The organism is Verrucomicrobiia bacterium (genome assembly GCA_026414565.1).
Lineage (GTDB): Bacteria > Verrucomicrobiota > Verrucomicrobiia > Limisphaerales > Fontisphaeraceae > Fontisphaera.
In genome coordinates this window covers 106,163-132,286 of record JAOAIT010000027.1, presented here as the reverse complement: position 1 = coordinate 132,286, position 26,124 = coordinate 106,163, and the positions used below count along the sequence as shown (strand labels likewise).

At 65.5% G+C, this 26,124-nt stretch carries 24 protein-coding genes and 1 pseudogene; 5 read left to right on the top strand and 20 right to left on the bottom strand.

Going from position 1 to position 26,124, the window contains the following annotated elements; genetic code table 11:
- Positions 1–3 precede the first annotated feature (3 nt).
- Both N3J91_06795 and N3J91_06790 read right to left on the bottom strand, forming a co-directional pair.
- Complete coding sequence (locus N3J91_06795) at positions 4–1,284, bottom strand: SGNH/GDSL hydrolase family protein (GenBank protein MCX8156135.1); 1,281 nt, start codon at positions 1,282–1,284, stop codon at positions 4–6.
- 43 nt (positions 1,285–1,327) lie between these two features.
- On the bottom strand, positions 1,328–2,020 hold the full coding sequence (locus N3J91_06790; GenBank protein MCX8156134.1) for an SDR family NAD(P)-dependent oxidoreductase: 693 nt from the start codon (positions 2,018–2,020) through the stop codon (positions 1,328–1,330).
- Between the two features lie 225 nt (positions 2,021–2,245).
- Between N3J91_06790 and N3J91_06785 the strand changes: the two genes are divergently transcribed.
- The 3 genes from N3J91_06785 (at position 2,246) to N3J91_06775 (ending at position 6,713) form a co-directional block, all read left to right on the top strand.
- Positions 2,246–3,106: a nucleotide exchange factor GrpE gene (locus N3J91_06785; protein ID MCX8156133.1), complete on the top strand. Its 861-nt coding sequence runs from the start codon at positions 2,246–2,248 to the stop codon at positions 3,104–3,106.
- 254 nt (positions 3,107–3,360) lie between these two features.
- A complete protein-coding gene (gene thrC / locus N3J91_06780; GenBank protein MCX8156132.1) occupies positions 3,361–4,698 on the top strand; it encodes a threonine synthase in 1,338 nt (445 codons plus the stop codon).
- A 128-nt stretch (positions 4,699–4,826) separates the two neighbouring features.
- On the top strand, positions 4,827–6,713 hold the full coding sequence (locus tag N3J91_06775) for a sulfatase-like hydrolase/transferase (GenBank protein ID MCX8156131.1): 1,887 nt from the start codon (positions 4,827–4,829) through the stop codon (positions 6,711–6,713).
- Here the strand turns inward: N3J91_06775 and N3J91_06770 are convergent.
- The 10 genes from N3J91_06770 to N3J91_06725 all read right to left on the bottom strand — a co-directional run bounded on the left by N3J91_06770 (position 6,707) and on the right by N3J91_06725 (position 13,560).
- Positions 6,707–7,576, bottom strand: coding sequence for a hypothetical protein (locus N3J91_06770; protein ID MCX8156130.1), 870 nt, complete (start codon positions 7,574–7,576; stop codon positions 6,707–6,709). The two genes, N3J91_06775 and N3J91_06770, sit on opposite strands and share 7 nt — an antisense overlap.
- Before the next feature lie 122 nt (positions 7,577–7,698).
- Positions 7,699–8,571: a sugar phosphate isomerase/epimerase gene (locus tag N3J91_06765; GenBank protein ID MCX8156129.1), complete on the bottom strand. Its 873-nt coding sequence runs from the start codon at positions 8,569–8,571 to the stop codon at positions 7,699–7,701.
- Positions 8,572–8,662: 91 nt separating this feature from the next.
- The gene (locus N3J91_06760; GenBank protein MCX8156128.1) at positions 8,663–9,298 is read right to left on the bottom strand and encodes a hypothetical protein; all 636 of its coding nucleotides are present in this window, start codon (positions 9,296–9,298) and stop codon (positions 8,663–8,665) included.
- Positions 9,299–9,306: 8 nt separating this feature from the next.
- Positions 9,307–10,395 (bottom strand): type IV pilus twitching motility protein PilT, encoded by a 1,089-nt coding sequence (locus tag N3J91_06755; GenBank protein ID MCX8156127.1) that lies wholly within the window; start codon positions 10,393–10,395, stop codon positions 9,307–9,309.
- Positions 10,396–10,421: 26 nt separating this feature from the next.
- On the bottom strand, positions 10,422–10,745 hold the full coding sequence (locus N3J91_06750; protein MCX8156126.1) for a hypothetical protein: 324 nt from the start codon (positions 10,743–10,745) through the stop codon (positions 10,422–10,424).
- An 89-nt stretch (positions 10,746–10,834) separates the two neighbouring features.
- Complete coding sequence (locus N3J91_06745) at positions 10,835–11,872, bottom strand: ketoacyl-ACP synthase III (protein MCX8156125.1); 1,038 nt, start codon at positions 11,870–11,872, stop codon at positions 10,835–10,837.
- 75 nt (positions 11,873–11,947) lie between these two features.
- A complete protein-coding gene (rpmF, locus tag N3J91_06740; GenBank protein MCX8156124.1) occupies positions 11,948–12,136 on the bottom strand; it encodes a 50S ribosomal protein L32 in 189 nt (62 codons plus the stop codon).
- A gap of 25 nt (positions 12,137–12,161) precedes the next feature.
- Positions 12,162–12,644 (bottom strand): YceD family protein, encoded by a 483-nt coding sequence (locus tag N3J91_06735; protein ID MCX8156123.1) that lies wholly within the window; start codon positions 12,642–12,644, stop codon positions 12,162–12,164.
- Between the two features lie 23 nt (positions 12,645–12,667).
- A complete protein-coding gene (coaD, locus tag N3J91_06730) occupies positions 12,668–13,162 on the bottom strand; it encodes a pantetheine-phosphate adenylyltransferase (protein ID MCX8156122.1) in 495 nt (164 codons plus the stop codon).
- Positions 13,163–13,221: 59 nt separating this feature from the next.
- Positions 13,222–13,560 carry a P-II family nitrogen regulator gene (locus tag N3J91_06725; GenBank protein MCX8156121.1) on the bottom strand — a complete coding sequence of 113 codons (339 nt, stop codon included), beginning with the start codon at positions 13,558–13,560 and terminating at the stop codon, positions 13,222–13,224.
- A 224-nt stretch (positions 13,561–13,784) separates the two neighbouring features.
- Between N3J91_06725 and N3J91_06720 the strand changes: the two genes are divergently transcribed.
- The gene (locus N3J91_06720; GenBank protein MCX8156120.1) at positions 13,785–16,259 is read left to right on the top strand and encodes a sodium-translocating pyrophosphatase; all 2,475 of its coding nucleotides are present in this window, start codon (positions 13,785–13,787) and stop codon (positions 16,257–16,259) included.
- A gap of 98 nt (positions 16,260–16,357) precedes the next feature.
- Here the strand turns inward: N3J91_06720 and N3J91_06715 are convergent, their stop codons facing one another.
- From N3J91_06715 to nusA, 8 genes and pseudogenes are all read right to left on the bottom strand, one after another.
- Entirely contained in the window at positions 16,358–17,287 is a 930-nt protein-coding gene (locus N3J91_06715; protein ID MCX8156119.1) for a sugar phosphate isomerase/epimerase, read from the bottom strand.
- Positions 17,288–17,389: 102 nt separating this feature from the next.
- On the bottom strand, positions 17,390–18,313 hold the full coding sequence (gene ribF / locus N3J91_06710) for a riboflavin biosynthesis protein RibF (GenBank protein ID MCX8156118.1): 924 nt from the start codon (positions 18,311–18,313) through the stop codon (positions 17,390–17,392).
- Between the two features lie 36 nt (positions 18,314–18,349).
- Complete coding sequence (gene truB, locus N3J91_06705; GenBank protein MCX8156117.1) at positions 18,350–19,072, bottom strand: tRNA pseudouridine(55) synthase TruB; 723 nt, start codon at positions 19,070–19,072, stop codon at positions 18,350–18,352.
- Positions 19,073–19,074: 2 nt separating this feature from the next.
- Positions 19,075–20,061: a bifunctional oligoribonuclease/PAP phosphatase NrnA gene (locus N3J91_06700; GenBank protein MCX8156116.1), complete on the bottom strand. Its 987-nt coding sequence runs from the start codon at positions 20,059–20,061 to the stop codon at positions 19,075–19,077.
- Positions 20,036–20,416 carry a 30S ribosome-binding factor RbfA gene (gene rbfA, locus N3J91_06695; GenBank protein ID MCX8156115.1) on the bottom strand — a complete coding sequence of 127 codons (381 nt, stop codon included), beginning with the start codon at positions 20,414–20,416 and terminating at the stop codon, positions 20,036–20,038. Before rbfA ends, N3J91_06700 begins: the two co-directional genes overlap by 26 nt.
- Positions 20,417–20,433: 17 nt before the next feature.
- Positions 20,434–22,212 (bottom strand): translation initiation factor IF-2, encoded by a 1,779-nt coding sequence (gene infB / locus N3J91_06690; GenBank protein MCX8156114.1) that lies wholly within the window; start codon positions 22,210–22,212, stop codon positions 20,434–20,436.
- Between the two features lie 753 nt (positions 22,213–22,965).
- Positions 22,966–23,103: pseudogene (locus N3J91_06685) on the bottom strand (translation initiation factor IF-2 N-terminal domain-containing protein).
- An 83-nt stretch (positions 23,104–23,186) separates the two neighbouring features.
- Positions 23,187–24,467: a transcription termination factor NusA gene (gene nusA / locus N3J91_06680; GenBank protein MCX8156113.1), complete on the bottom strand. Its 1,281-nt coding sequence runs from the start codon at positions 24,465–24,467 to the stop codon at positions 23,187–23,189.
- Positions 24,468–24,765: 298 nt separating this feature from the next.
- Between nusA and N3J91_06675 the strand changes: the two genes are divergently transcribed.
- A complete protein-coding gene (locus tag N3J91_06675) occupies positions 24,766–26,082 on the top strand; it encodes a Gfo/Idh/MocA family oxidoreductase (GenBank protein MCX8156112.1) in 1,317 nt (438 codons plus the stop codon).
- Positions 26,083–26,124: the final 42 nt, after the last annotated feature.

The window sequence follows — 26,124 nt, the reverse complement described above, 5'->3', positions numbered from 1 at the left end:
GCCTCATTCCGCCGGCGTGACGGTCACGGTATGGCGCACCGGCACCAGCGCCTTGCGCACCGCGGCATCCAGCGCCTCCTGCCGGGCCATCAACCGCGCCGTGACCTGGCGAAACGCCTCGGCCAGGGCCGGATCGGCCGCCGTCTCGCGGCCAAACAGCCGGTACTTGGTGACCATTTCCTTGATCATCAGCGTTTCAAAGTTTTGCTTCTGCCCCACCGCGTCCATCACCTTCCGAAACGCCTCGTCAAAGGGCGTGGCCGGAAACGCCGCCGCCAGGTTGACGCCCTCGGCCAACTGCTCGCGGGTGAACTCGACGGACGCCTCGCCCCAGGTCACGCGCGCCCGCGGCGCCGCCAGATTGCGCACCTTCAACACAAACCGGTTCAGCTCCTCATTGAACGGGAAAAACGGCACAATGCTGCGCGTGCTCGACGAGGCTTTGGGATCGGGATCGAAGCAGAACGGATACCGCGTGCTTTCAAAACTCACCGTGCCCCGCTGGCCCTCGACCACCTTGTGCCCCGCCGAGGCGGCCGGCGCGCCCTGCAGATCCACCGTCAGCTCCGCCAGCCGGCCATCGCAGCCCAGCGCGCGCAAAAAGGCATACGCCATGATCAAATGCCCGTTGGGGCCGGGATGAAAACCGTCGCGCCCGCACACATCATAATCATTCCCCAGCGCCGCCTTGGCCTTGGCCATGGCGTCGAGCATGGGCTGATGCACATCGGCAAAGGCCACGCCCAGCTCCCCCGCCAGCCGGCGGTTGATGTCCCGCAGCCGGCCCAGGTTTTGATTGTAGCCGTCCGCCCCGGACAGCGGGGCAAAATTGGGCCGCACAAAATAGCGCGTGTCCACCGCCCCGGGCGAGCCGAGCACAATATGCTGCACCCCCATGCCTTTGAGAATCTCCACGTAACGGCGGGTGTTGGCCTCGTACGCCCGGCCAATGTCGTCGGCATACGGGCGATACTGGCCGTCGTTCATCCCGTAACACGTCGTCACCACCGTGGGCTGGAAGACCCCCAAATCATTCGCCGCGCGGGCCGCAAAACCATCCGCCCGCTCGCCGCCCCACCCAAATTGAAACACCTTCATATCCGTCCGCCCGGCGCAGGCCAGGAGGTACGTCTCCATGTATTTGGAGTAAAGTTTCTGCTCGGTGATGGAGTCGCCCACAATCGCCAGCCGCGCCCCTGGCGGAAGCAAATTCGCCGCTGTCGCCACCGCCGCGCTCAGGGCCAAACCCAAAACCGCCAGTCCCAATTTCACATGCTTTTTCATGCGCCCCAGCCTAAGCCAACAGGTCCGCTTTGTCACTGGCAAATCAGGCGCCCGGCACCGTCAGCGGCTTGCCGTTGTCCCGTCCGTTGAGCTCCAGCATGAACGGCACCGCCCGCCGCGCCCATTTCTCCGGCGAGGGATACAGCGCCGCCGCATCCCCAAAACAGCTCCGCAGCATGTCCGTGTCAATGATGCCCGGATTCAGCGGCACCGCCGCCAGCCCCGGCGGCAGCTCCTGCGCCAGCGCCTGCGTCAGCCCCTCGATGGCAAACTTGCTGGCGCAGTACGGCGCCACCTCCGCATCGGTGGTGCGGCCCCACCCGGAACTGATATTGATGATCACGCCCTCCCCGCGCGCCACCATCGCCGGCACAAAATGGCGCAGCACATGAAACACCCCCTTGATGTTCACATCCACCAGGGCGGAAAATTCCTCCGCCGGCACCTTCCACAGCGGGGCCTTCCGGTTGATCAGCGCCGCGTTGTTCACCAGCAAATCCGGCGCCTTGAACCGGTGCAGCACATGCCGCGCCCAGCGCCCCACCGCGGCCTCGTCCGCCACATCCACCACGTCCACTTCATGCGACGCGCCCAACTGCGCTTTCAGCGCTTCCACGGCCTCCCGCGACCGCGCACACCCCACCACCTTGTGCCCCAGCCGCGCAAACTCCAGCGCCATGGCCCGGCCCAGGCCACGGCTCACCCCCGTCAAAACCACTGTCTTTGCTTTTGCCATACTCTTGCGCTTGGTTGCTGTTGCCCAAAACGTTGACCCATTGCTGCAGGTTAGGCAAGTGTGAACGAAGTGCCGCCCAGGTTACAGTACGATAACATCGCCCGAAGCCGCCACCGCTCCCGCGCCGCCGCCGGGCGCCCGCCTCGCGCCCCGCGCCAACAGCCTCGCCCGCCCGGGAAAACACTGTTGCACAGGGCCGCCGCGCCGCCTTAAGCTGCCCGCCGCATGAGTGACGCGGCTTTACCCCGACCCTCGGTGCTGCCTTTCCTGATTGGCGACCTGCTGTTGCTGGCCGTCGCGGGCGGCATTGTTTATCAGAGCGACTGGCCCCTGAGCACGGCCAACATGGCGCTGTGCACCGCCGCCGTCGCCGCCGGCGCGTGGCTGCTGGTCACGCCCTTCATCCTGCAACATCGCGCCGCCTTGAAACTGGCCGAGGCGGACACCCTCCGCTCGACCGTCGCCCAAATCCAGAATCTCGAGCAGATCAAACAACAAATCGCCGAGGCCACCGCCAACTGGATGAACATCCAGGGCGAGTGCGCCCGCACCGTGCAGACCGCCCGCGAAGTGGCCGACGGCATGGCGGCGGAGGCCAGGGCGTTCACGGACTTTTTGCGCCAGGCCAATGACACGGAAAAAGCCACCCTGCGGCTGGAGGCCGACAAGTTGCGGCGCCAGGAACAGGACTGGCTGCAACTGACCCTGCGCCTGTTGGACCAAATCTTTGCCCTGTACACCGCCGCCTGCCAGTCCGGCCAGCCGCATTTGGTGGAGCAAATTGGCCTGTTTCAAAATGTCTGCCGCGACCTCGCGCGCCGCGTGGGCGTGAACGCCTTTGCGCCGGAGCCGGGCGCCGCCTTCGATCCGCAAATGCACCAGGCCCATCAGGCTGCCGGCCCCGTGCCCGCGGGCGCACCCATTCAAAAAACCCTGGCCCCCGGCTACACCTACCAAGGCCGCGTGTTGCGCCCCGCGCTGGTGCAGCTCGCCACCCCTGCACCGGCAGGCCCGGCCGCCGCTGCCGAGGCCCCGGCCGCCTCCGGCCCCGAGGCCCCCACTGCCCAACCGGATCTGCCCATTTAACCATAAACACGGCAAAAACGGGCCTCCCTTTGCCGTCCGATCCGGGACACCCCCGGTTTTGCCCTTTGCCTTTTGCACTTTCCCTTCCGCCCTTCGCTTTTCCCCCTCCCGGCTCGCGCACCTCTCCGTCGAAACAGCGCCCCCGCTCCGCCTCGTTAAAAGTCGGTTTCGCGGCTTGAAAAGCGGCGGGCGGAATGTCAGGCTTGCGGGCTGAGTTGCGGCCGCCGTGCGCGGCTCCAACCGGCAATCCCCGTATGGAATATCGAGCCTGGTTTCAATGCATCAATGAGGGATGTGGCGCCACCTATCCCCTGAATCAAATCATTTACCGCTGCGAGCGTTGCCAGTCGCTGCTGGAGGTGCGGCATGATCTGGAGGCCCTGCGGCACCGCAGCGCCGCCGCCTGGATGAAGCTCTTTGATGACCGCTACCGCAGCAACCAGTGGCCCTACGGCTCGGGCATCTGGGGCAAAAAGGAGTGGGTCCTGCCCAACATCAAGGATGAAAACATCGTCTCCCTCTACGAAGGCTGCACCAATTTGTTCTGGGCCGAGCGCCTGGGCAAGCTCCTCGGCTTGAGCGAGCTGTGGGTCAAACTCTGCGGCAACACCCACAGCGGCTCCTTCAAGGACCTCGGCATGACCGTCCTGGTCTCCCAGGTCAAACAAATGATCAGCGAGGGCGCCCCCATCAAGGCCGTGGCCTGCGCCTCCACCGGCGACACCTCCGCCGCGCTGGCCACCTATTGCGCCGCCGCCGGCATCCAGTCCATCGTGCTCCTGCCCCGCGGCAAAATCTCCACCGCCCAGCTCGTCCAGCCCATCGCCAACGGCGCGCTGGTGCTCTCGCTGGACACCGACTTTGACGGCTGCATGAAGGTGGTCCAGGAAATCACCCAGGACCCCACCCTCTACCTGGCCAACTCCATGAACTCCCTCCGCGTCGAGGGCCAGAAAACCGTGGGCATCGAAATCGTGCAGCAATTCGACTGGGAAGTGCCCGATGTCTTCATCATCCCCGGCGGCAACCTCGGCAACGTCTCCGCCCTGGGCAGCGGCCTGTTGATGATGCGGGACCTGGGCCTGATCCACCGCCTGCCCCGCATCGTTGTGGCCCAGGCCCAAAAGGCCAATCCCCTCTACCGCTCGTACCAAAAAGGTTTTGCCGAGTTCACCCCCGTCCAGGCCGAAAAAACCCTGGCCAGCGCCATTCAAATTGGCAACCCCGTCAGCGTCCAGAAGGCCATCCGCGTCCTCAAGCAATTTGAAGGCGTGGTGGAAGAGGCCACCGAGGAGGAGCTGGCCGATGCCGCCGCGCTGGGCGATCGCACCGGCATGTTCAACTGCCCCCATACCGGCGTGGCCCTGGCCGCCCTCATCAAGCTCGTCCGGCGTGGCGTCATCCAAAAAAACCACCGCGTGGTGGTCATCAGCACCGCCCACGGCCTGAAGTTCACCGACTTCAAAGTGCGCTACCACGAAAAGGCGCTCGAGTTCCCCTGCCGCCACGCCAACCCGCCCATGGAACTGCCCCCGCGCGTGGACGCGGTGAAGGCCGCCCTGGACAAGGCGCTCAAAGAGCGGGTGGTCTGACACCCCATCCCCCGCTTCCATCACCCCAGCGCCCCACCCCTTCCCCGGCGCGCCCACCCGGCCGCTCCGGCGGGCATGCCTGGCTGAAAAGCTGGACAGGCGGCCTTGCAGGAATTATGACGAGGGCCATGAAACCCCTGCTCGCTGTGGCTTTGGCGCTGGCCACCCTTTCCGCGCCGCTCTGCCCGGCCGCCGCAGCCCCCGCCGCCCGCCCCAACATCCTCTGGCTGGTGGCCGAGGATATCAACCCCCACCTGGGTTGCTACGGCGACACTTACGCCCGCACGCCCCACCTCGACAAACTGGCCGCCCGGGGCACCGTCTATTGGAATGCCTGGTCCACCGCGCCCGTTTGCGCCCCGGCCCGCACCGCCCTAATCGCCGGCATGTACCCCCCCACCCTCGGCGCCGAGCACATGCGCAGCCTCGTCCCCGTGCCCCCGGCCATCCGCATGTACCCGGACTACCTGCGCGAAGCCGGCTATTACTGCTGCAACAATGCCAAAACCGATTACAACCTCCAGGGGGCCGAAAAATCCTGGCAGGAAAGCTCCAACAAGGCCCACTACCACAAACGCGCCCCAGGCCAGCCGTTCATGGCGGTGTTCAATCACGAAATCACCCACGAAAGCCGCATCCGCACCCGCCCGCACGTCCTCATCCACGATCCCGCCCGCGCGCCCATCCCCCCCTATCATCCAGACACGCCGGAGGTCAGGCAGGACTGGGCCCAGTACTACGACAACCTCACCACCATGGATGCGCAGATCGGCAAACGCCTGGCCGAGCTGGAAGAGGCCGGGCTGGCCGGGGACACCATCATTTTCTTCTACGGGGACAACGGCTCCGGCATGCCCCGCCACAAACGCTGGCTGTGGCAGAGCGGGTTGCGCGTGCCGCTCATCGTCTATATCCCGCCCAAGTTCCGCCATCTTGCCCCGCCCGATTACCAGCCCGGCGGGCGCTCGGACCGGCTGGTCAATTTCGTGGACTTCGCCCCCACCCTGCTGAGCCTGGCCGGCATCCGCCCCCCGCCGCACATGCACGGCAAGGCCTTCCTGGGCCCTTATGCCGCGCCGCCCCCGCCCTATCTCTTCGGCCTGCGCAGCCGGATGGATGAAAACCTGGATTTATCCCGTTGCGTGCGCGACTCCCGGTTTTTGTACATCCGCAATTACCTGCCCCACCTGCCCTACGGCCAGTTCCTGGACTACATGTTTCAAACCCCCACCACACGGGTGTGGTTTAATCTCTTCCAGCAGGGCCGCCTCAATGACGTTCAAGCTCATTTCTGGAAACCCAAACCCCCGGAGGAGCTTTACGATTTGGAGAATGATCCCCATCAAATCCACAACCTCGCCGGCTCCGCCGCCTACGCCTCCACCCTTCAACGGCTGCGGCAGGCCCTCCGCCAGCACCTGCTCGCCACGCGGGACCTCGGTTTCCTGCCCGAAAGCGAACTGCACCGCCGCGCCCTGGCCGCCCGGCGCACGCCTTATGAAATGGGGCAGGACGAATCCCTCTATCCCGTGGGCAAAATCCTCGCCGCCGCCGAGCTGGCCTCCAGTTTGCGGCCCGAGGCCCTGCCCGCCCTCCGCCAGGCCCTGCGCGACCAGGACAGCGCGGTGCGCTATTGGGGCGTCATGGGCCTCCTCATGCGCGGCGCGCCGGCCGTGGCCAAAACCCGAGAGGACCTCCTCCGCGCCCTCCAGGATGAGGCGCCCTGCGTGCGCATTGCCGCCGCCGAGGCCCTGGGCCGGCACAGCCACGCGGCTGATCGCCAGGCCGCCCGCGCGGTATTGCTCGACCTCGCCCCGCAACCCAAAACCGGCCCCTACGTTGCCGTGCACGCCCTCAACGCGCTCATCGCGCTGGGGCCTCCCGCCGCGGCGGATTTGGACCGCTTGAGCGGCGCCGGCGGCAAACACCCGGATTATCCCGCCCGCGCCCTGGAATACGCGCCGCGGCTGATGGAGGTGTTGACCAACCGCCTGGCCGCCCCGGCCCCTCAGTAGCGCCGGCTCCGCCGCACCTCGTACACGTTCACCCTCCCCCCGGCAAAATACTCCGTCGGCGGATAATAAAACTGCCGCTCCGTCTTGTGATACCACAGGAGAAGCGGGCGCCCGGGCATGTTGGGATCGTAGGCCTTGAAGTACACGGCCTCCGGCAACGGCTCCAGCGCGAAGGCTCCTTCCCTCACCTCCTCCGGCGTGGCGGTGGCCGTCAAAATGATTGTGTGATTGAGCGTCAGCCGCGGAAAAGTCACCACGTGCACCAGCGGCGGATAGTGGCGCGCCAGGGCCGTCTCCCAGCGCCGCGCCAGCTCCGTCTGGCCCCGGCGGCTGAAGGGAAACACCATCCGCAAGTTGCCCGTGTTCAAATAGCTCTGCCACGCCCCGCCCAGGGCCTTCTTCAACAGCGCCTCGTGCGCCAGACTGAACTCATACAGGTGGGCGTAACCGGGAATGACGATCATCTCGCCGGGCGGCGAGGGCGCGCGCGCGCTGCGGGAGAGCACCGCCTTCACCCGCCGCGCATACTCCCGCTCGTCCACCGCCGGCTGCTGCGGCTCAAACCGGGCGTGGAAGAAAAATTTGCGCGCCGCCACCGCCATGGGCACGCACCGGTGGGCAAACGCCGGCGGCGGCTCGCGCCGCTGATGCTCCATGCGGCCGGTGGCGGGGTTGTTGGTGTAGGCCCATTTCAGCTCGTTGGCGAAGGCGAACGTGTCCCGTCCCACCGTCATCGTCCGCTCCAAACGCCCCGGCAGGGAGCTGGCGCATCCCAGCGCCAGCAGCCCCAGCAGCAGCAGCAGAAGCAGCGGCCCTCCCGCGCCGGCGCCGCGCGGCCGTGCCCGCCAAAACATGCCGTTCACTCCGGCCACGCGTGAGGAATAAGGCGGGAAGGCGGGGACGCCAAGATTAAAAACCGGAATCCGCCGGGGGCCTCGGTGTCCCCCCCGTCCCCGCACCGGCGACAGCCGCATGCCGCAACGGATTATTTCTTCGGCTTCCGCGGCTGCAACTGCTTCAGCGTCTCCTTCATCCATTGCACGCTGGCGGCGGTGTTCTCGTCCGAGCCGTGGCATTCAATGGACACGGCGCCGTCCCAGCCGGTCTCCTGCAGATAGGCCAGACAACGGCGGATGTTTTCCGCATTGACGCCGCCGCCCACCGGCACGATGGAGCTGCCGATGCCGGTTTCCTCGCCGCGCACGGCGGCGGCCAGCTCGGCGCTGACATCCTTGATGTGGCAGTGCGTGCAGTACTTGCGCAAGGCCTTGAGATAATTCAGGGGATCGTGGCCGGCGATGAAGGTGTTGCCGGTGTCGAAGTTCATCTGCAGATACTCGCTCTCAAAATGCGCAAACAGCTTCTGCATGAACTCGATGTCATTGGTGTAGGGCCCGTGCGGCTCCACATTGATGATCACCCGGTAATCCTCCGCCCACGAAAGACACTGCCGGTAGTTATCGCACGTCACGCGAAACACCTCTTTGCGCGTCAGGCCCGGCGTCTCAAACGCCCCGTCCACCGTGTCCACCATCGGACAGCCCAGCTCGGCGGCAAAACGGATGCTCTGCTGCACATACTGCACGCCGTACGCCGAGCCGTTGGGGCCCATCATGGGATAGGAGCCGTCAATCTGGGAGACCGCGAGGCCCTTGCTTTCCAGAAAACGCCGCAAGGCGCGGGGATTGGATTGCAGCGACACCCCCGGATCATAGCCCAGCGCCTGAATGAAGTTTTGCCCGTGAATGACGGCAAACTCGACGTGCTTCAAACCCGTGGCGGCGATCTTCTCAATGGCGGTCTCGAAACTCGCGCTCAACGGGCGCCAATTATCCGTGTGCAGGCCCAGGTGGATCATGCCGTGGATATAAACGGCGGCGGACGGCCGGTCAAGCCGCAATCCAGACAAACCCGCGGGAGATTCAATATCCCCGCCCCCGCCGGACGCTTCAGGGAAGGCGGACTTCAGTGACCCGCAGATCATCAAAGCGGATGGGCTTGCCCGAAACCGGCGCCCCCCACACCGAGGCGCGCCCGGCCGGCGGCGGCTGGGGAAGATCAGCGCCCACGCTCCATTCCGGCGGCTCCTGCTCCCCCTCAAGCCACAACTTGCCTTCGGCGCGCCAGCCCTGCGGCGTGGCCACACAACGCAGCTTGAGCTGCGTCCACACCCCGGACTTCCAGCGCAACGGTTGCGCGACCAGCAGGCGCTCCCCCAGATGCAGCTCCAGTTGCTCGCGCCCCGGCGCCACCCACAATTTCAACCCGCCAATGCCGCCCAGCCCCACGGCGAACAGGGGATGCCGCCGGCCGGTGCTCTCCCCCCAAAGGCGGGCCTCCACACAGACGTTGGAGCTGGCGGGCGGGCCAAACAGGATGCCGTAGTTTTCCAGCGGATGCCCCGGCAGCTCGAGGAAGCGCGCGCCGTGGTCCTCCCGCACCGCAAAACCGCCGTCCACCACCATGAAGTTGGTGGACGGCTTGCCCGCCGGCGCCTGCTCGAAGTTTTCCTCGAACAACGGCGCGGGAGCGGCCGGGGCGGCAAATCCCGCCAGACAGAGAACCGCCAGCCCAAGGGTTTTCACGCGATGATTTATCCCAGAATGCGATGGCCGGTGGAGAGGAAGATGCCGCGGAAGTTCATCTCCAGCGCCTGCGGGTTGCTGGCCTTGGAGAGGGCCTCCTTCTCCGTGACGCGCCCCTCCTGCACCAGTTGCAGCAGGTGCTGGTTGAAATTCTGCATGCCGTCCTCGGTGCCGGTTTCAATGGCGGCGGGCAGGGTTTCGAGGCGGTCCTCCTCGATGAGCTTCTTCACCGTGGGGGTGTTGATGAGGATTTCCACCGCCGGGGTCATCTTGCCGTCCACGGTGTTCACCATGCGCTGGCAGATCACCGCCTTGAGGGTCGAGGCCAGTTGCCGCCGGATGGTGTCGCGCTCCTCCGGCTTGAAAAAGTCCAGCACGCGGCCCACCGACTGCGCCGCATTGGTGGTGTGCAGCGTCGAGAGCACCAGATGGCCGGTGTCGGCCGCGCTCATCGCGGCGGTGAAGCTGGTGGCGTCGCGCATTTCGCCCACCATGATGATGTCCGGGTCCTGGCGCAGCATGTGTTTGAGGCCGGTGGCAAAGGCCTTGGTGTCCAGCCCGATCTCCCGCTGCTCGATCACCGACTGGTTGTCCTCAAACACATATTCAATGGGGTCCTCCAGCGTGACGATGTGCTTTTTGAAATTCTCGTTGATGTGCTCGATCATGGCCGCCAGCGTGGTGGACTTGCCGCAACCGGTGGTGCCGGCCACCAGCACGATGCCCCGGGGCGCCTCGGCAATGCGCTTGATCACCTCCGGCAGGCCCAGCTCCGGGAAGCTGGGCACCTTGGTTTTGACATAGCGCATCGCAATGGCAAAGGTGCCGCGCTGTTGATACACATTGGTGCGGAAACGCCCCACCCCGGGCAGGTGGTAGGAAAAGTCAATTTCCCGATCCTCCTCAAACCGCGCCCGCGCATGCGGCGGCACAATGTGCCTGAGCACCTCGTCCATCCATTCCTCGGTGGGCAGCGGGCACTCAATGGGCACCAGTTGCCGGTTGATGCGGAGAATGACGGGAGATTCCAGCTTGATGTGAATATCTGAAGCCCCCGCCTCCACGGCGGCGGCGCAAATCTTCTTGAACAGTTCCATGCCCCGATCCTAGCCGGGAAGCGCGGTCAGGCCAAGGCGGAAAAGGCCATTTCCCCCAGCCGGGAGCGGGCCTGCCGGTTCATGCCGGTGAACACCAGCGCGACCGTATAACCCTGATGCCGCGACCCGTCACAGGCCACCACCACCCCCGTGCACTTCACCCGGCAGCCGTCGTGCGGAGATTCCAGCTCCACCGTCATCTCCACCCATGGCGACACCGGCACCGGGGAATGAAATTCCAGACCATTCTTGCGGAAACGCACCGTGCCCGGCGCCAGGGCCAGATGATATTGTCGGTTGGCAATAATGACCGGCTTGAAACCAGACTTGTCCAGTTTGCCAGAGCTCATAAAACAGACGGCGGCTGGTTCAGCCAGCACGCTCGTTTGAACTAATCTACCACACTCCCCGGGGCCGTCAAATGGCCCCCGCCCGCCGCTCACCATTCAATCACGGCCGCCGCCCAGGTGAAGCCCGCGCCAAACACCACCAGCAGCACCAGATCCCCGCGCTGAATGCGCCCCTGTTGCACCGCCTCATCCAGCGCAATCGCCACCGACGCCGCCGAGGTGTTGCCGTACTTGTCCAGGTTCATGAACACCTGTTCCGGCCCGGCCCCCAGCCGCTCGGCCACGGCGTCCAGGATGCGCCGGTTGGCCTGATGCGGGATGATGCACTTGATCTGCTTGATGTCCAGCTCGCAGCGGCGCAGGGCCTCCTGCCCCGCCTGCACCATGGCGGTGACGGCGTTCTTGAAGGTCTCCTTGCCGTCCATCTTCAGGTAGTGCAGCCGCGCCTGCACGCTCTCCGGCGTGGCCGGCTGGCGGCTGCCGCCGCCGGGCATGCACAAGAGGCTGCCCTTGCTGCCGTCGGCCCCCATGCAGGTGGTCAGCAACCCGTGGCTGTTGGGCCGGCTTTGCAGCACGGCCGCGCCCGCGCCATCCCCAAACAGCACGCAGGTGTTGCGATCCTGCCAGTCGGTGATGGTGGAGAGCTTTTCCGCGCCGATCACCAGCACCGTCTCGTAGGTGCGGGACATGATGAACTGCTGGCCGATCTCCAGCGCGTAGATGAATCCCGAGCAGGCCGCCTCAATGTCAAACGCCGCCGCGCGCGTCGCCCCGATCTTCTGCTGCACCAGGCAGGCCGTGTTGGGAAACGGCATGTCGGGCGTGATCGTGGCCACGATGATCAAATCCACCTGCTCCGGCCCCAGCCCGGCGTTGGCCAGCGCCCGCCGGGCGGCTTCGGCCGCCAGGTCCGAGGTGTATTGATCCGGCGCCGCGATGCGCCGCTCCTTGATGCCCGTGCGCGTGATGATCCATTCATCGGTGGTCTCCACCATCCGCATCAAATCCGCGTTGGTGAGCACCCGCTCGGGCACATAGGAGCCGACGCCGATGATGGAGCAGGGACGCCCGGCGTAATTATGCCGGGCCCGCGGATTGACAAACCGCTTCGGAGCCGGGGAATTCATGCCGTGAAACTCCCGGAATCAGCGCGGCGGGGCGGCCGGCCGGCCGCCGGCACCGCCGCCCGACCCGGGGCTGCCTCAACCCTGCACCTTCACGGTCACCACCTGGCGCCCGCGGTAGAAGCCGCACGCCGGGCACACCCGGTGGGGCACGTACGGCGCCGCGCACTGCGGGCACACGCTCAACTGCGGAAGCGTCAACACACTGTTGTAGGCGCGCCGCATTCGCTGCCGGCTGCGCGAGGGTTTGCGTTTCGGTACACCCATATTTGCCTTTCCTGCCTGGCGGCAGTCACGATTCCAATTTCAATTGATCCAGCACCGACCACGGGGAATTCACGCCCCCCGCCGCCGGCGGACTGGCTTGCATCTGTTTCCACTGCGGCAACCCGCCGCACCCCGGTTCACACAACGGATGTTGCGGAAAGATCAATAGCATATCTTCCCGCAGGACCGGCGTCAAGTCCACAACATCCTTTGCCACCGGCACCGCCTCCTCCCCGCTCAACGGCAGCAGCCGGGACCACCCGGCCAGCTCCAGCTCCAGCTCAAATTCCTTCAGGCACCGCACGCAGCAGCAGTGCAGCCGCAGCGCCAGCCGCCCGTGCGCGTACACCCCCGCCTCCACCTTCTCCACCTCCAGCTCGTACACCAGCGGCTGCCGCACCTGCACCATCGCATCCCCGGTGTCCATGTCCAGCTCCTCCACCGCCACCTCGCCCGCCAGCCGCAGGTTGCGCAACTCCAACTGGCTCAAACTGATCTGCACCGCCATGTTGCACCTCGCTTTCTGCGCCTTTATCGCCGCCGGCGCTGCCGCAGTTTGCGCGTCAACGCCGCCTTCACATGCGCCGGCACAAACGGCCCCACATCCCCCCCCAGCGTGGCAATCTCCTTCACCAGCCGGCTGCTCACAAACGTGTAGGCCTCCTTGGGCATCATGAAGATCGTTTCCACCCGCGGGTTGAGCTTGCGGTTCATCAACGCCAGTTGAAACTCAAACTCAAAGTCCGACACCGCCCGCAACCCCCGGATCACCGCCTGCCCGTTCTGCTTCTCCACATAATCAATCAGCAGGCCCGTGAACGAGTCCACCTCCACATTGGGCATCGTCATCACCGCCCGCCGGATCAGCGACACCCGCTCCTCCAGATCAAACAACGGCCCCTTCCCCTCGCTCACCGCCACCGCCACAATCACCCGGTCAAACAACCGCGCCGCCCGCTGCACAATGTCCAGATGGCCATTGGTCAACGGATCAAAACTCCCCGGATAAATCACGGTGCGCACCATGCTGCCTGGGATTGTGGTCGCCCCCGCCGCCCCCCGCCGGGGAAGGCCCGGGCGGCCGCTTACACCGCCTTGTCCCCGCTTTCCTCCGTCCGGATGCGCACCGCATTCTCCAGCGGCAGGATGAACACCTTGCCGTCCCCAATCTTGCCGGTGCGCGCCGATTTCACGATCGCCTCCACCGCCGGCTGGACCAGCGAGTCCGGCAGCACAATCTCAATTTTCACCTTCGGCAGAAAATCCACCGTGTACTCGCTGCCGCGGTAAATCTCCGTATGGCCTTTCTGCCGGCCAAAGCCTTTGACCTCGCTGACGGTCATCCCCTCAATGCCCAGGGCCGTCAAGGCTTCCTTGACGTCCTCCAGCTTGAAGGGCTTGATGATCGCTTCAATCTTTTTCATCCATGCCTGCCTTTCCGGGGCCAGACGCGCCATCTGACCCTCCGCATCCTAGCAGCCCCCCGCCCGGGGGCCAACCGGAAATTTTTACCGCCCCCGCCCGCTCCCCCTCCCCCCCGCGCCCGCGGACGGGGGCCGGACGCAAGCGGCGGGCAAAGATTGAACAAAAAACGTAAAAAACTTTTACTTGGCAAAATTGGGTTAGCTACTGCAATAATGCGCGGATTATGATTAACTTTAATAATAAGAAATTGGCTTGGACATTGGTCCTAACGGGCCTCGGCGCGGCGACTGCTGCCGCGAGCGAGGCATCACTGGTGCTGCCGGATTTGCGGACGGTGAGCTTCCCCGCGCTGGGAGGCGCCACCGGGTACAGCCTGATGCTTGCGGGCATTCTGGTCTGCGCGCTGGCAGCGGTGTTTGGCATCTGGCAATACCTGCGCACCAAGGCCCTGCCGGTGCATGACTCCATGCGCAACGTCTCCAACATCATCTGGGAGACGTGCAAGAGCTACCTGATTCAGCAGGGCAAATTCCTGGCCATCCTCTGGGTGCTGATCGGCATTTGCATCGCCTATTACTTCGGCTTCCTCACCGAGCACAAGGACGCCGCCGGCCAGGTCCACAAGGGCATGGGCGCGGGCAAGGTCATCGTCATCCTCCTGGCCTCCATCCTGGGCATCCTTGGCAGCTACGGCGTCGCCTGGTTTGGCATGCGCATCAACACCCAGGCCAACAGCCGCTCGGCCTTCGCCGCCCTCCGCGGCCTCCCCTGGGCGCCCCTGGCCATCCCCATGCGCTCGGGCATGAGCGTCGGCCTGCTGCTCATCACCGTCGAGCTGTTCTTCATGATCAGCATCCTCATCTTCCTCCCCGCCGACCTCACCGGCCCCTGCTTCATCGGGTTCGCCATCGGCGAATCCCTGGGCGCCTCCGCCCTGCGTATCTGCGGCGGCATCTTCACCAAGATCGCCGACATCGGCTCCGACCTCATGAAGATCGTCTTCAAGCTGCCCGAAGACGACCCGAAGAACCCGGGCGTGATTGCCGACTGCACCGGCGACAACGCCGGCGACTCCGTGGGGCCGACGGCCGATGGTTTCGAGACCTACGGCGTGACGGGCGTGGCGCTGATCACCTTCCTGGCGCTGACCCTGGGCCTCACCCCGGCCTGCGCCGTGCTGATCACCTGGATTTTCGTCATGCGCATCATGATGATCATCACCTCGCTGGTGGCCTACTTCATCAATGACGCCATCTTCACCAGCAAATACAGCGAATCCAAGGACTTCCACCCCGAGAAGCCGCTCACCTGGCTGGTGTGGCTCACCTCGGCCATCTCCATCGCGCTGACCTTCCTCATCAGCAAGCTCATGCTGGGCAACTTCGCCATCGAGGGCAAACCCCTGCCCGACCTCTGGTGGGTGCTCTCGGTGATCATCTCCTGCGGCACCGCCGCCGGCGCCCTGATTCCGGAGTTCACCAAGATCTTCACCAGCACCGAGGCGCGGCACACCAAGGAAATCGTCACCGCCTCCCGGCAGGGCGGCAGCTCGCTCAACATCCTCTCCGGCTTTGTGGCGGGCAATTTCTCCGCCTTCTGGGAGGGCCTGCTCATGCTGGTGCTCATGTTGATTGCCGCGGTCATCTCCGGCAACCCGGACCTCAAGGCCATCATGCCCCAGGGCATCGAGTTCGCCGGCCCCATCTTCGCCTTCGGCCTGGTGGCCTTCGGCTTCCTGGGCATGGGCCCCGTCACCATCGCCGTGGACAGCTTCGGCCCGGTGTCCGACAACGCCCAGTCCGTCTATGAGCTGAGCCAGATCGAGTCCGTCCCCAACATCGAGAAGGACATCGAGAAAAACTTCGGCTTCAAGCCCGACTTCAAGGCCGCCAAACACAACCTCGAGAAAAATGACGGCGCCGGCAACACCTTCAAGGCCACCGCCAAGCCGGTGCTCATCGGCACCGCCGTGGTGGGCGCCCTCACCATGTTGTTTGCCATCATCCTGCTGCTCGACAAGGAGTTCGGCGACGTGGTGAAAAACCTCTCCCTCGTCCAGCCCCAGGTGGTCCTCGGCTTCCTCATGGGCGGCGCGGTCATCTACTGGTTCACCGGCGCCTCCTGCCAGGCCGTGGTCACCGGCGCCTACCGCGCCGTGGTGTACATCAAGGAAAACATGGACCTGAGCGCCAAGGCCGCCTCCATCCAGGACTCCAAGGAAGTGGTCAAAATCTGCACCATCTACGCGCAGAAGGGCATGTTCAACATCTTCGTCGCCATCTTCTGCCTCTCCCTGGCCCTGGCCTTCTTTGACCCCTACTTCTTCATCGGCTACCTCATCTCCATCGCCTTCTTCGGCCTCTACCAGGCCATCTTCATGGCCAACGCCGGCGGCGCCTGGGACAACGCCAAGAAGATCGTCGAAGTGGACCTCCGCCAGAAGGGCACCGACCTCCACGCCGCCACCGTGGTGGGCGACACCGTCGGCGATCCGTTCAAGGACACCAGCTCGGTGGCCATGAACCCCATCATCAAGTTCACCACCCTCTTCGGCCTGCTGGCCACCGAAATCGCCGTGGCCATGCAGAAGGGTGGCAAGGCCAACCTCAAGCTGGGCATCGGCATCACCCTCTTCGTCATCGCCCTCATCTTCGTGTACCGCTCCTTCTACGGCATGCGGATCCCCGAGGATAAATAACCGGGCCTGACCCCCGCCCCCGGCGGCGGGGGGATCAATCAAAATCAAACGGGCCGCGTCGCCAGACGCGGCCCGTTGCTTTCTAACCTTCACCCCGCTCAGCCGCAGTAGGGCGCCAGCACGTTGCGCGCCACCCGGATGGCCGCCTGCCGCCCTTCCAGCGTCGGGCCAAAGGTGGGATCCTCCACCTCGATGCACACCGGCCCCGTATAGCCAATTTCCTGCAACTTCGCAAAAAACGCCCCCCAGTGGATATCCCCGTAGCCGGGGATGCGCGGCGTGTGCCATTCCTTGGGAAAGGCAAAGGCCCCCACTTCATTCAGGCGATCCTGCCGCACCTGCATGTCCTTGGCATGCAGATGGAACAGCTTGTCCTTGAACTCCGCCAGCGGGCTGAGCGGATCCATCCGCTGCAGGATGAAATGCGAGGGATCATAATTCAACCCGAAATAGGGCGAGGGAATGTCATTAAACATCCGGCGCCAGATCACCGGCGAGGTGGCCAGATTCTTGCCCCCCGGCCATTCGTCGCGGGTGAACAACATCGGGCAGTTCTCAATCCCAATCCGCACATCATTCTCCTCCGCATACGCAATCAACGGCTTCCACACCCGCAAAAACCGCGGCCAGTTCTCGTCCACCGTCCGCGTCCAGTCCCGCCCCACAAACGTGTTCACCTGCCGCAGCCCCAGCCGGCGGGCGGCGCGGATGACCTTTTTGAGATGCGTCACCGCCTTGCGCGAGACCTCGGGATCCGGGTCCAGGGGATTGGGATAATACCCCAGGCCGCTGATGGTGATGCCGTTCTGGGCGCACAGGGCGCGAAGGTCATCGGCCTGGCTGTCCGTCAGCGTCTCCACGTCAATATGCGTCACCCCGGCAAACTTCCGCTCCGCCTTGCCCACCGGCCAGCAGGCAATCTCCAGGCAGGTGAGCCGCTCGCGCGCGGCAAACTCGACGATTTCCTTGAGGGTTAAATCCGGCAGAATGGCCGTGAACAATCCCAGTTGTGGACAGGTTTTACTCATAATTAGTTGGCGTTGATTGCCGCGCATGTTGGCACGAGAAAAACGGAACGACAAGCGCGGAAACACCGCATTCCCCCCAGCCCGGCCCTGCCCCCGGCCGGCTCAGCCGTCGGCCAGCGCCGCAGCCACATCACGCGCAATTTGCGCCTGCAGCGCCGCCACATCCCCAAAGCGTTGCTCGCCCCGCAAATACCGGCCCAGTTGCACCTCCAGCTCCTGCCCGTACAAATCCCCCTGCCAGCCGGGCAGATGCACTTCAAATTGCGCCGCCACCGCGCCCCCGGCCACCGTGGGCCGCCGCCCCCAGTTCACCACCGCCGGATGCGGCCCGTCCGGCAGGAGGACCCGCGCCGCATACACGCCCAGGGGCGGCATCTCCAGCCCGGCCACCGCCACGTTGGCGGTGGGAAAACCCAGTTGCCGGCCCAGGCCCTGCCCGCGCTGCACCGGCCCGCACACGGCATACGGCCGCCCCAGCATGGCCGACACCTCGGCCAACTGTCCGGCCCGGATGGCGGCGCGCACCCGCGTGCTGCTGATCGGCTCGCCCCCGTGCAACACCGGCTCGGCCACGTGCACCGCAAACCCGTGCCGCCGCCCCAGCTCCTGCAACACCGCCACATTGCCGGCGCGGCCGTGCCCGAAGAAAAAATTGGCCCCCACACTCAGGCTGGCCAGCGAGCCCAAACCCTCCTGCAGCGAGCGCACAAACGCCTCCGCCGTCTGCCGGCGGAAGGCCTCGTCAAAATGAAACACCAGCGCCACCTCCGCCCCCGCCGCCGCCAGCGCGGCCAGTTTGCGGGAAAGCGGTTGAATCAGGGCCGGCGCGCGCTCCGGGTCCACCACGCTGCGCGGATGGCGGTCAAAGGTGATGGCCAGCGCCACCCCGCCCCGCTGCGCCGCCTCGCGCACCGCCTGGCCCATCACCGCCTGATGCCCGCGGTGCACGCCGTCAAACACGCCTATCGCGGCGCACACCGACCGCCCCTGGGCCGCCAATTCCGCCGGTTGATGAATGATGCGCATCGCCGCCGCAGAAAGTGCGGGCCGCCCCGCCGGCCCTTATTCCATCCGCACCAGTTTCAGGAAGGGGATGATGTGCGCCTCCAGCTCCGCGGGTGTCCAGTGGAGGATCTCCTCGAAGGGCGCGGCCTGCGCCACGTCAAACTGCCCCGAGGCCGTCCGGCGCAGATGTTTGAGATGGGCCCCGCAGCCCAGGCGCTGCCCGAAATCATGGGCCAGCGTGCGCACATAGGTGCCCTTGGTGCAGGCCACCCGGAACCACGCCAGCGGCGGCTCCACCGCCACAAAACGAAACCGGTAGATGTGCACCAGCCGCTCCTTGCGCTCCACCTCGATGCCCTTGCGCGCCAGCTTGTACAGCGGCACCCCGTCCTTCTTCACCGCGCTGACCATCGGCGGCAGTTGCATCTGATCCCCTTCAAACACGGCCGCCAGCTCGTTGAGCTGCTCCAGCGTCACCGCCGGCACCGCCGCGCGCGCCAGCACCTTCCCATCCGCATCGTAGGAATCCGTGGTCTCGCCCAGCTTGATGGCGCCCTCATACACCTTGTCCGCCGCCATGAACTTGTCCGACAGGCGCGTCGCCAGCCCCAGCACCAGCACCAGCAGCCCCGTGGCCCCGGGATCCAGCGTCCCGCAATGGCCCACCTTCTTGAGCTGGAATTGATGGCGGATCACATCCACCACGTCATGGCTGGTGGGGCCGGCGGGCTTGTCCACCAGCAGGGCCCCATCCAGAGGAGAAAATTCGCGTATCGGCATGGTTAAATCCCCGCAGCCTCCAGCGCCTTGCGCACCGCGGCCAGCACCCGCCGCTGCACCGAGAGCGGACTGCCCGCCACCCGCGCCCCGGCCGCCGCCGCGTGGCCGCCGCCGCCAAACTGCGCGGCGATCTTGTTCACGTCCACCTCCGGGCGCTTGCTGCGAAAGCTCACCCGGATCAGCTCCGGCGCCACCTCCTCAAACACCATCGCCACCACCACCGGCTCAATGGCCCGGAGGTGGTCAATCAGGCCCTCGGCGTCTTCCTTGGCCGCGCCCGTGCGGGCAAAGTCGGCCTGCTTGAGCCAGAAGTAGGCAATCTGATCCCGATGCGTCAGGCGAAACTTGTTGTACAGATGGCGCACCAGCCGCACCCGCGACAGCGAATAGGACTGGTACACCTCGTCGCAGATCTTGGCCAGGTTGGCCCCCCGCTTCACCAGCTCCGCCGCCACGTGATAGGTGCTCGGCAGCGTGGTGGGATATTGAAAAGATCCCGTGTCCGTGGAGACCGCCGTGAACAGGCAGTCGGCGATGTGCGGCGTGATGGGCCAGCCGATTTCCTTCAACAGCCGGAACACCAGCTCGCCGGTGGACGGCGCGCGGGCGGCCACCCAGTTGATGTCGCCGTAGCGGGTGTTGCTGGGATGATGATCAATGTTGAGCAGCACCCGCCGCCGCTCGATGCACTGCGCCGCGCGCCCCAGGCGCTCCACACAGGCGCAATCCAGCGCAATCACACAGTCAAACTCCCCGTTGGCCTGCGGCTTCCGCAGCAGGTGATCCGGATCCAGAAACCGCAGCTTGGAGGGCACGGCGTCCTCATTCCAGCAGACCACCTCCTTCCCCTGCGCCTGCAGCGCCAGGGTCATCGCCAGTTGCGAGCCAATGCAGTCCCCATCGGGGCGCACATGGCCCACCACGCAAAAACGCTGATGCTGCCGCAGCTCGGCGATCAGCCGTTCAAGAATCTTTGGGCGGGCTTTCACGATCCCCGGGGGGCGTTTGCTTCTCCAGCTCGTCGAGAATCCGCAGCACGCGATCGCCGCGGGCGATGGAATCATCGCGCACGAACTTCAAATGCGGCGTGTACTTCAGCACCACCGACTGGCCGAGCAGGTTTTGCAACAGCAGCCGCCGCTGCTGCAGCAGCTCCTCGCCGCGTTTCTGCTGCTCCGGCCCGCCCAGGATGCTGAAATACACCGTGGCATTCTGCAGATCGCCGGTCACCGTCACCTCGTTCACCGTGATCAGCCCGGCCTCGTCCACCGGCAACTGCCGGCGGATGAGTTCACCCAGCTCGCGCTTGAGCAGTTCGCGCACCCGTTCAACTCGCACGGACATGGCGGGAAAGTCAGGGGTTATTCCAGTTTCTGGGCCACCTTCTCGAGGATGTAGCACTCGATGGTGTCATTTTCCTGAAACTCGTTGAAACCATCCAGGCGGATGCCGCACTCCATGCCGGCCCGCACTTCGTTCACCTCGTCCTGGAAGCGGCGCAGCGAGCTGATGAGGCCCTCGTAAATGACATTGCGCCGCCGCACCACGCGCGCCTTGCCCCGCGCCACCCGGCCGTGGACCACCATGCAGCCGGCCACGTTGCCCCCCTTGGACAGGGTGAACACCTTGCGCACCTCGGCCGCGCCAATCACCGTTTCCTTGATGATCGGCTCCAGCAGGCCGGCCATGGCATCGCGCACCTGGTCAATCAGCTCGTAAATGATGGCATACAGCTTGATCTGGACCCCCTCCCGTTTGGCCGCCTCGGCCGCCTCGCTGTCCACCCGGGTGTGGAAGCCCAGGATGACCGCCTTCGCCGCCGCCGCCAGCACCACATCGTTTTCGCTGATCGTCCCCACCGCGCTGTGCACAATCTCCAGCGACACCTTGGTGGACTCGATGCGCTTGAGGGCCTCGACAATCGCCTCCACCGAGCCTTGCGTGTCCGCCTTCACCACCACCCGCAGCACCTTCTCGTTGGTGGCCTTCAGCTTGTCCATCAGGTTTTCCAACGTCATCACCTGGCGCACCTCCTGGGCGCGCGCCCGGTGCTCCATGGCCACCTTCTCGGCCGCTTCGCGGGCCTCCTTCTCGTCCTTCACCACCTGGAAGGCCAGGCCGGCCTCCGGGATGCCGTTCAACCCCAGCACCTTCACCGCGTACGACGGCCCGGCCTCCTTGAGCCGCTGGCCGTCCTCATTGATCAGGGCCCGCACCTTGCCGTAATACTGCCCGCACAGGATCACCTGCCCCACCTTCAACGTCCCCTTGCGCACCAGCACCGTCGCCGTCGGCCCGCCCGGCTCCAGCCCGGACTCGATCACGTTGCCCGAGGCCGGGCGGTTGGGATTGGCCTTGAGCTCGAGCAGATCGGCCTGCAACAAAATCATCTCCAGCAGCTTGTCCACCCCCTTGCCGGTCAGCGCCGAGCATTCCACATAAATGGTGTTGCCGCCCCATTCATCCGGCACCAGCCCCTTGTCATTAAGCTGCTGCCGCACCTTCAACGGGTTGGCGGCGGGATGATCGCACTTGTTGATGGCCACGATGATCGGCACCTTGGCCGCCTGCGCGTGGCTCAGCGCCTCCAGCGTCTGCGGCATCACCCCGTCATTGGCCGCCACCACCAGCACCACAATGTCCGTCACGTTGGCCCCGCGCGCCCGCATGGCGCTGAAGGCCGCATGGCCCGGGGTGTCCAGGAAGGTGATCTGCTGAATCCGCCGCTTGTCATCGGGATGCGGAAAAGAAATGGTGTAGGCCCCGATGTGCTGCGTGATCCCGCCCGCCTCGCCGGCGGCCACGTTGGACTTGCGGATCACGTCCAGCAGCGTCGTCTTCCCGTGATCCACATGGCCCATGATGGTGACCACCGGCGGCCGCGGCTTGAGATCCTCCGGCTTGTCCTCCGGATCCACGTCCGGCGCCTTCCGCACCACCGGATGCACCGCCTTGCTCCGATCGCGCCGCTCCAGCTCGAAACGGAAGCCGTGCTTGGCGCAAATGCGCGTCGCCACCGCCTCATCAATCGCCTGATTCACCGTGGCAAACACGCCCGACTCCATCAAATCCGCAATGATCTGGAAGGGCCGCCGGTTCATTTTCTCCGCCAGATCCCGCACGATGATCGGCGGCTTCATCGTGATCACCGGCGCGTTGGCCGGCGCCACAATCACCGGCGCCCGCGGCGCCGCGGCCGGCCGCGGCGGCTCCGGTTTCCTGGCCGGTTTCTCCTTCTCTTTCTCCTTCTCCCGCTCCGGTTTGGGCGGCGGCGCGGCCTTGGCGGCCGGACGCCCAAAGCCCAGCTTCTTCAAATCCACAAAGCCCACCTTCTCGCCAATCTGGGGTTTGGGCGGCGGCGGCGGGGCAGGCGGGGGCGGCGGCGGCGCCGGAGGCTCCGCAGGAGCCGCCGGGGCGGGGGCGGCCGGCGCAGGCGGCGGAGCCGCCACCACCGGGGCCGCCGCAGGGGCCACGGCGAGGGAGGCCGGTTCGGCCGGAGCCGGGGCGGGCGGCGGAGTCTCCACCAGAGAAACCACGGTGGGAGGCGGAGCCTCCACGGGGGCCGGCGCCTCGGCCGGCGCCGCCTTGTCAGCGGGCGGCACAATCTCCGCCGGCACCGTTTCCGGAGCCGCCGGGGTGGCGGTGGTGGTTTCCGCCGGAGGCGTCACCACCATGGCCAGCACCGGCGCCGCCGGCGGGGCCGCTTCCACCATGGCTGGCGCCTCGGGCGCCGCCGGGGTTTCCACAGGCGCCGCGGCCGGCTCCACTGCCGCCTCGGCTTCGGCGGCGGAGGCTTCGGTGACTACTTTGATCTCTTCGAGCGGCGCGGGGGCCTCCCGGGGGGGTTCGGCGGGCGCGGCGGCCGGGGTCTCCGGATGGGGCAGGTGCTGTTCGAGATACTCGGCGGTGATCTTATCGAGGGTGCTGGCGGGCACCTTGGCCGTGGTGATGCCCAGCTCCTTGGCCTTGGCCAGGACAACCTTGCTTTCGAGGCCCAGTTTGCGGGCAATTTCGTAAATCCGAACAGGCATAATTTATTCCCAACCGCCGCCGCTGTCGTGGCGTTTTCATGCGCACACTGAAGCAAGGACAGTTGTCATCCGTCTCTTTTCCCTTAGGCGGCGGTGGTTTCGCCCAGTTTGATCTGCCGCCGGGCGGCTTCCTCGCGCGCGGCCTGCATGATCGCCGCCGCGTGCTCGCCCACCCGCTCCAGACTGGCAAGATACCCCTCGCCCGCCTGCAGCACATCTTCCAGGCTGGTCAACCCGCCGTGCACCAGCGCATCGGCCATCTCCCGGTTGATGCCCGGAATGGCCGCCAACGTCTCGATGGCTTGCGCCACCTTCTCGGCAAAACCGCCAACCGGCGCCACCGCCTCCGCCTCAATATCCACTTCCCAGCCGGTCAGGCGCGAGGTCAGCCGCGCGTTCTGCCCGCGCCGGCCGATCGCCAGGGAGAGCTGATCCTCGCTGACCCAGATTTTCACCCGCCGCCGGGCCTCGTCAATCTCAAATGATTTAATCCGGGCCGGACTCAGCGCGTTGGTGATCAAATTGCGGATGTTGGGATCCCACGGGATGATGTCCACCTTTTCATTGTTCAGCTCCCGCACAATGTTCCGCACCCGCGCCCCGCGCAGCCCCACACACGCCCCCACCGGATCCACCTTCGGATCCCGCGTGTACACGGCAATCTTGGTCCGGAAACCCGGCTCCCGCGCAATGGCCTTGATCTCGATGGTGCCGTCATTGATCTCCGACACCTCCCGCTTGAACAGCTTGATCACAAACTCCGGATCCGCCCGCGAGAGAATAATCTCCGGCCCCCGGGGCGTGTCCTGCACCGCCTTCAAATAGAACAACACGCGGTCATTGGGCTGGAAATCCTCATTGGGCACCCGTTCCCGGTTGGGCAGCACCGCCTCGCATTTGCCCAAATCCACATACACATCCGACCGCTCGAACCGGCGCACCACCCCGGTGATCAAGCCCCCCACCTGATCCTTAAACTCCTCATAGACCAGGCGCTTCTCATGCCGCCGCAAAAGCTGCGTCAGAATCTGCCGCGCGTGCTGGCTGGCGATCCGCCCAAAACCCGCCGGCGTCACCTCTATCTCGACCTCCTCCCCCAGTTGCGCGTCCGGTTTGACCCGCCGGGCGTCAAATAGGGAAATTTGGTCATGTTTGGATACCACCTTCTGGACCACCACCAGACGAGCAAACGCCTTGATCTCCCCGCTCTTGGGGTCAATCGTGCAACGCAGTTCCCGGGCGGGGCCTACCGCCCGTTTCGCGGACGCCAGCAGGGAATCGTTGAGGATCTTGATCAATTCCTCACGCGAAATCCCCTTCTCGCGTTCCCAGTACTCTAATACGGATAAGATTTCGGCGTTCATAACCCATCCAGTGCTCCGTTCCCCGTGGGGAACAAAAAAGTCGGACGAAGTTGCCTTCCCGACTTTTCTCATGCCGGCTCGACGCCGGCCCGTTTTGCAATGTCAGCGTATAATTAACACCCCTGCTCCTTTAACGTCAAGCGCTTTTTTCCGATGCCAACAGCCCGGGCGGCCCCCGGCCCCACCGTGCCGCCTCCTCACCCGTCTCCGCTGAACCTTCCGCCCCTCTGACATTCAGAAAATGCCTGGCCCCAGTTTAAGTTTTACATCCGCGCCGCCGCCCGCATAATCCTGCACCATGAAATCCGCATCCCCGGGACTCTCGCGGCGCCAGTTTCTCCGGCGGCAACTGGCCCTGACCGGCGCCTGTCTCACCGCCCCCCTCTGTCTCCCCGCTCCCGTGCTGGGCCGCGGCGGCGCGCTGCCCCCCAGTGAGCGGGTGGCCATGGGCTTTATCGGTGTCGGCGGCCAGGGCGCCGGGCATTTGCTGGGCGGCGCGTGGACGTATCTGGCCGGCGGTTACACCGCCCGCAAGGATGTGCAGGTGCTCGCCGTCTGCGATGTGTGGCGGGACCGCCGCGAGCGCGCCCGAGACCGCGTGAATCAACATTACCAACAAACCTATGGCCAGACCGGCTACCGCCCCTGCGAAGCGTATGCCGACTTCCGCAACGTGCTGGACCGCGCCGACATTGACGCCGTGCTGATTGCCTCCCCGGCCCACTGGCACGCCGTCATGTCCGTCATGGCCGCCCAGGCGGGCAAGGACATTTACTGCGAAAAACCCACCGCCTGCACCGTCCGCGAAAGCCAGGCCGTGCTCCAGGCCGTGCGCCGCTACGGGCGCGTCTATCAGGCCGGCACCCAGCAGCGCAGCGAGTACAACGGCTATTTCCGCCGCGCCTGCGAGTACGTCCGCAGCGGGCGCCTCGGCCAGCTCAAGGAAATCTACGCCTACCGCGACGGCGGCGCCATCGCCTGGGGCGCCAAGTTCGGCCCCCCCAAACCCGTCCCCGAAACGCTGGACTGGGATTTGTACCTCGGCCCCGCCCCCTGGGCGCCCTACGACGGCAACACCGGCGCCCATCGTTACGACATCGGCGAGTTGAACTGGGGGCAGCATCACTACGACATCGTGCAATGGGCCGCCGGCATGGATGACTCCGGCCCGGTGGACCTCTTCATGGACGAAGGCCGCACCTCCTACCGCTACGCCAACGGCGTCGTCGTCCACGGCCGGCCCTACCCCGGCGAGCGCGTCGGCCACGATGGCGGCTGCTGCTTCGTGGGCACCCATGGCCGCCTGGCCGTGGACCGCGGCAATCTGGTGAGCTACCCCGAGGACATCATCCGCGAGCCGTTGCGCCCCAACGAAGTCCACCTCTATTATAGTGACAGCCACTCCGGCAATTTCCTGGAATGCGTCAAATCCCGGAAAAAAACCATCTGCGACGCCGACATCGCCCACCGCGCCGCCAGCGCCCTGCTGCTGGGCGGCATTGAGAAGATATTGCAACGTCCCCTCAAATGGGATCCCCATGCCGAGCTGTTTGTCGGCGATGACGAAGCCAACCGCCTCCTCTCCATCGCCCAACGCCCGCCGTGGCAGGTTTAAGTTTTTCCCTCCGCCAACCCATGCATCCCTTCCCTCCCCGAT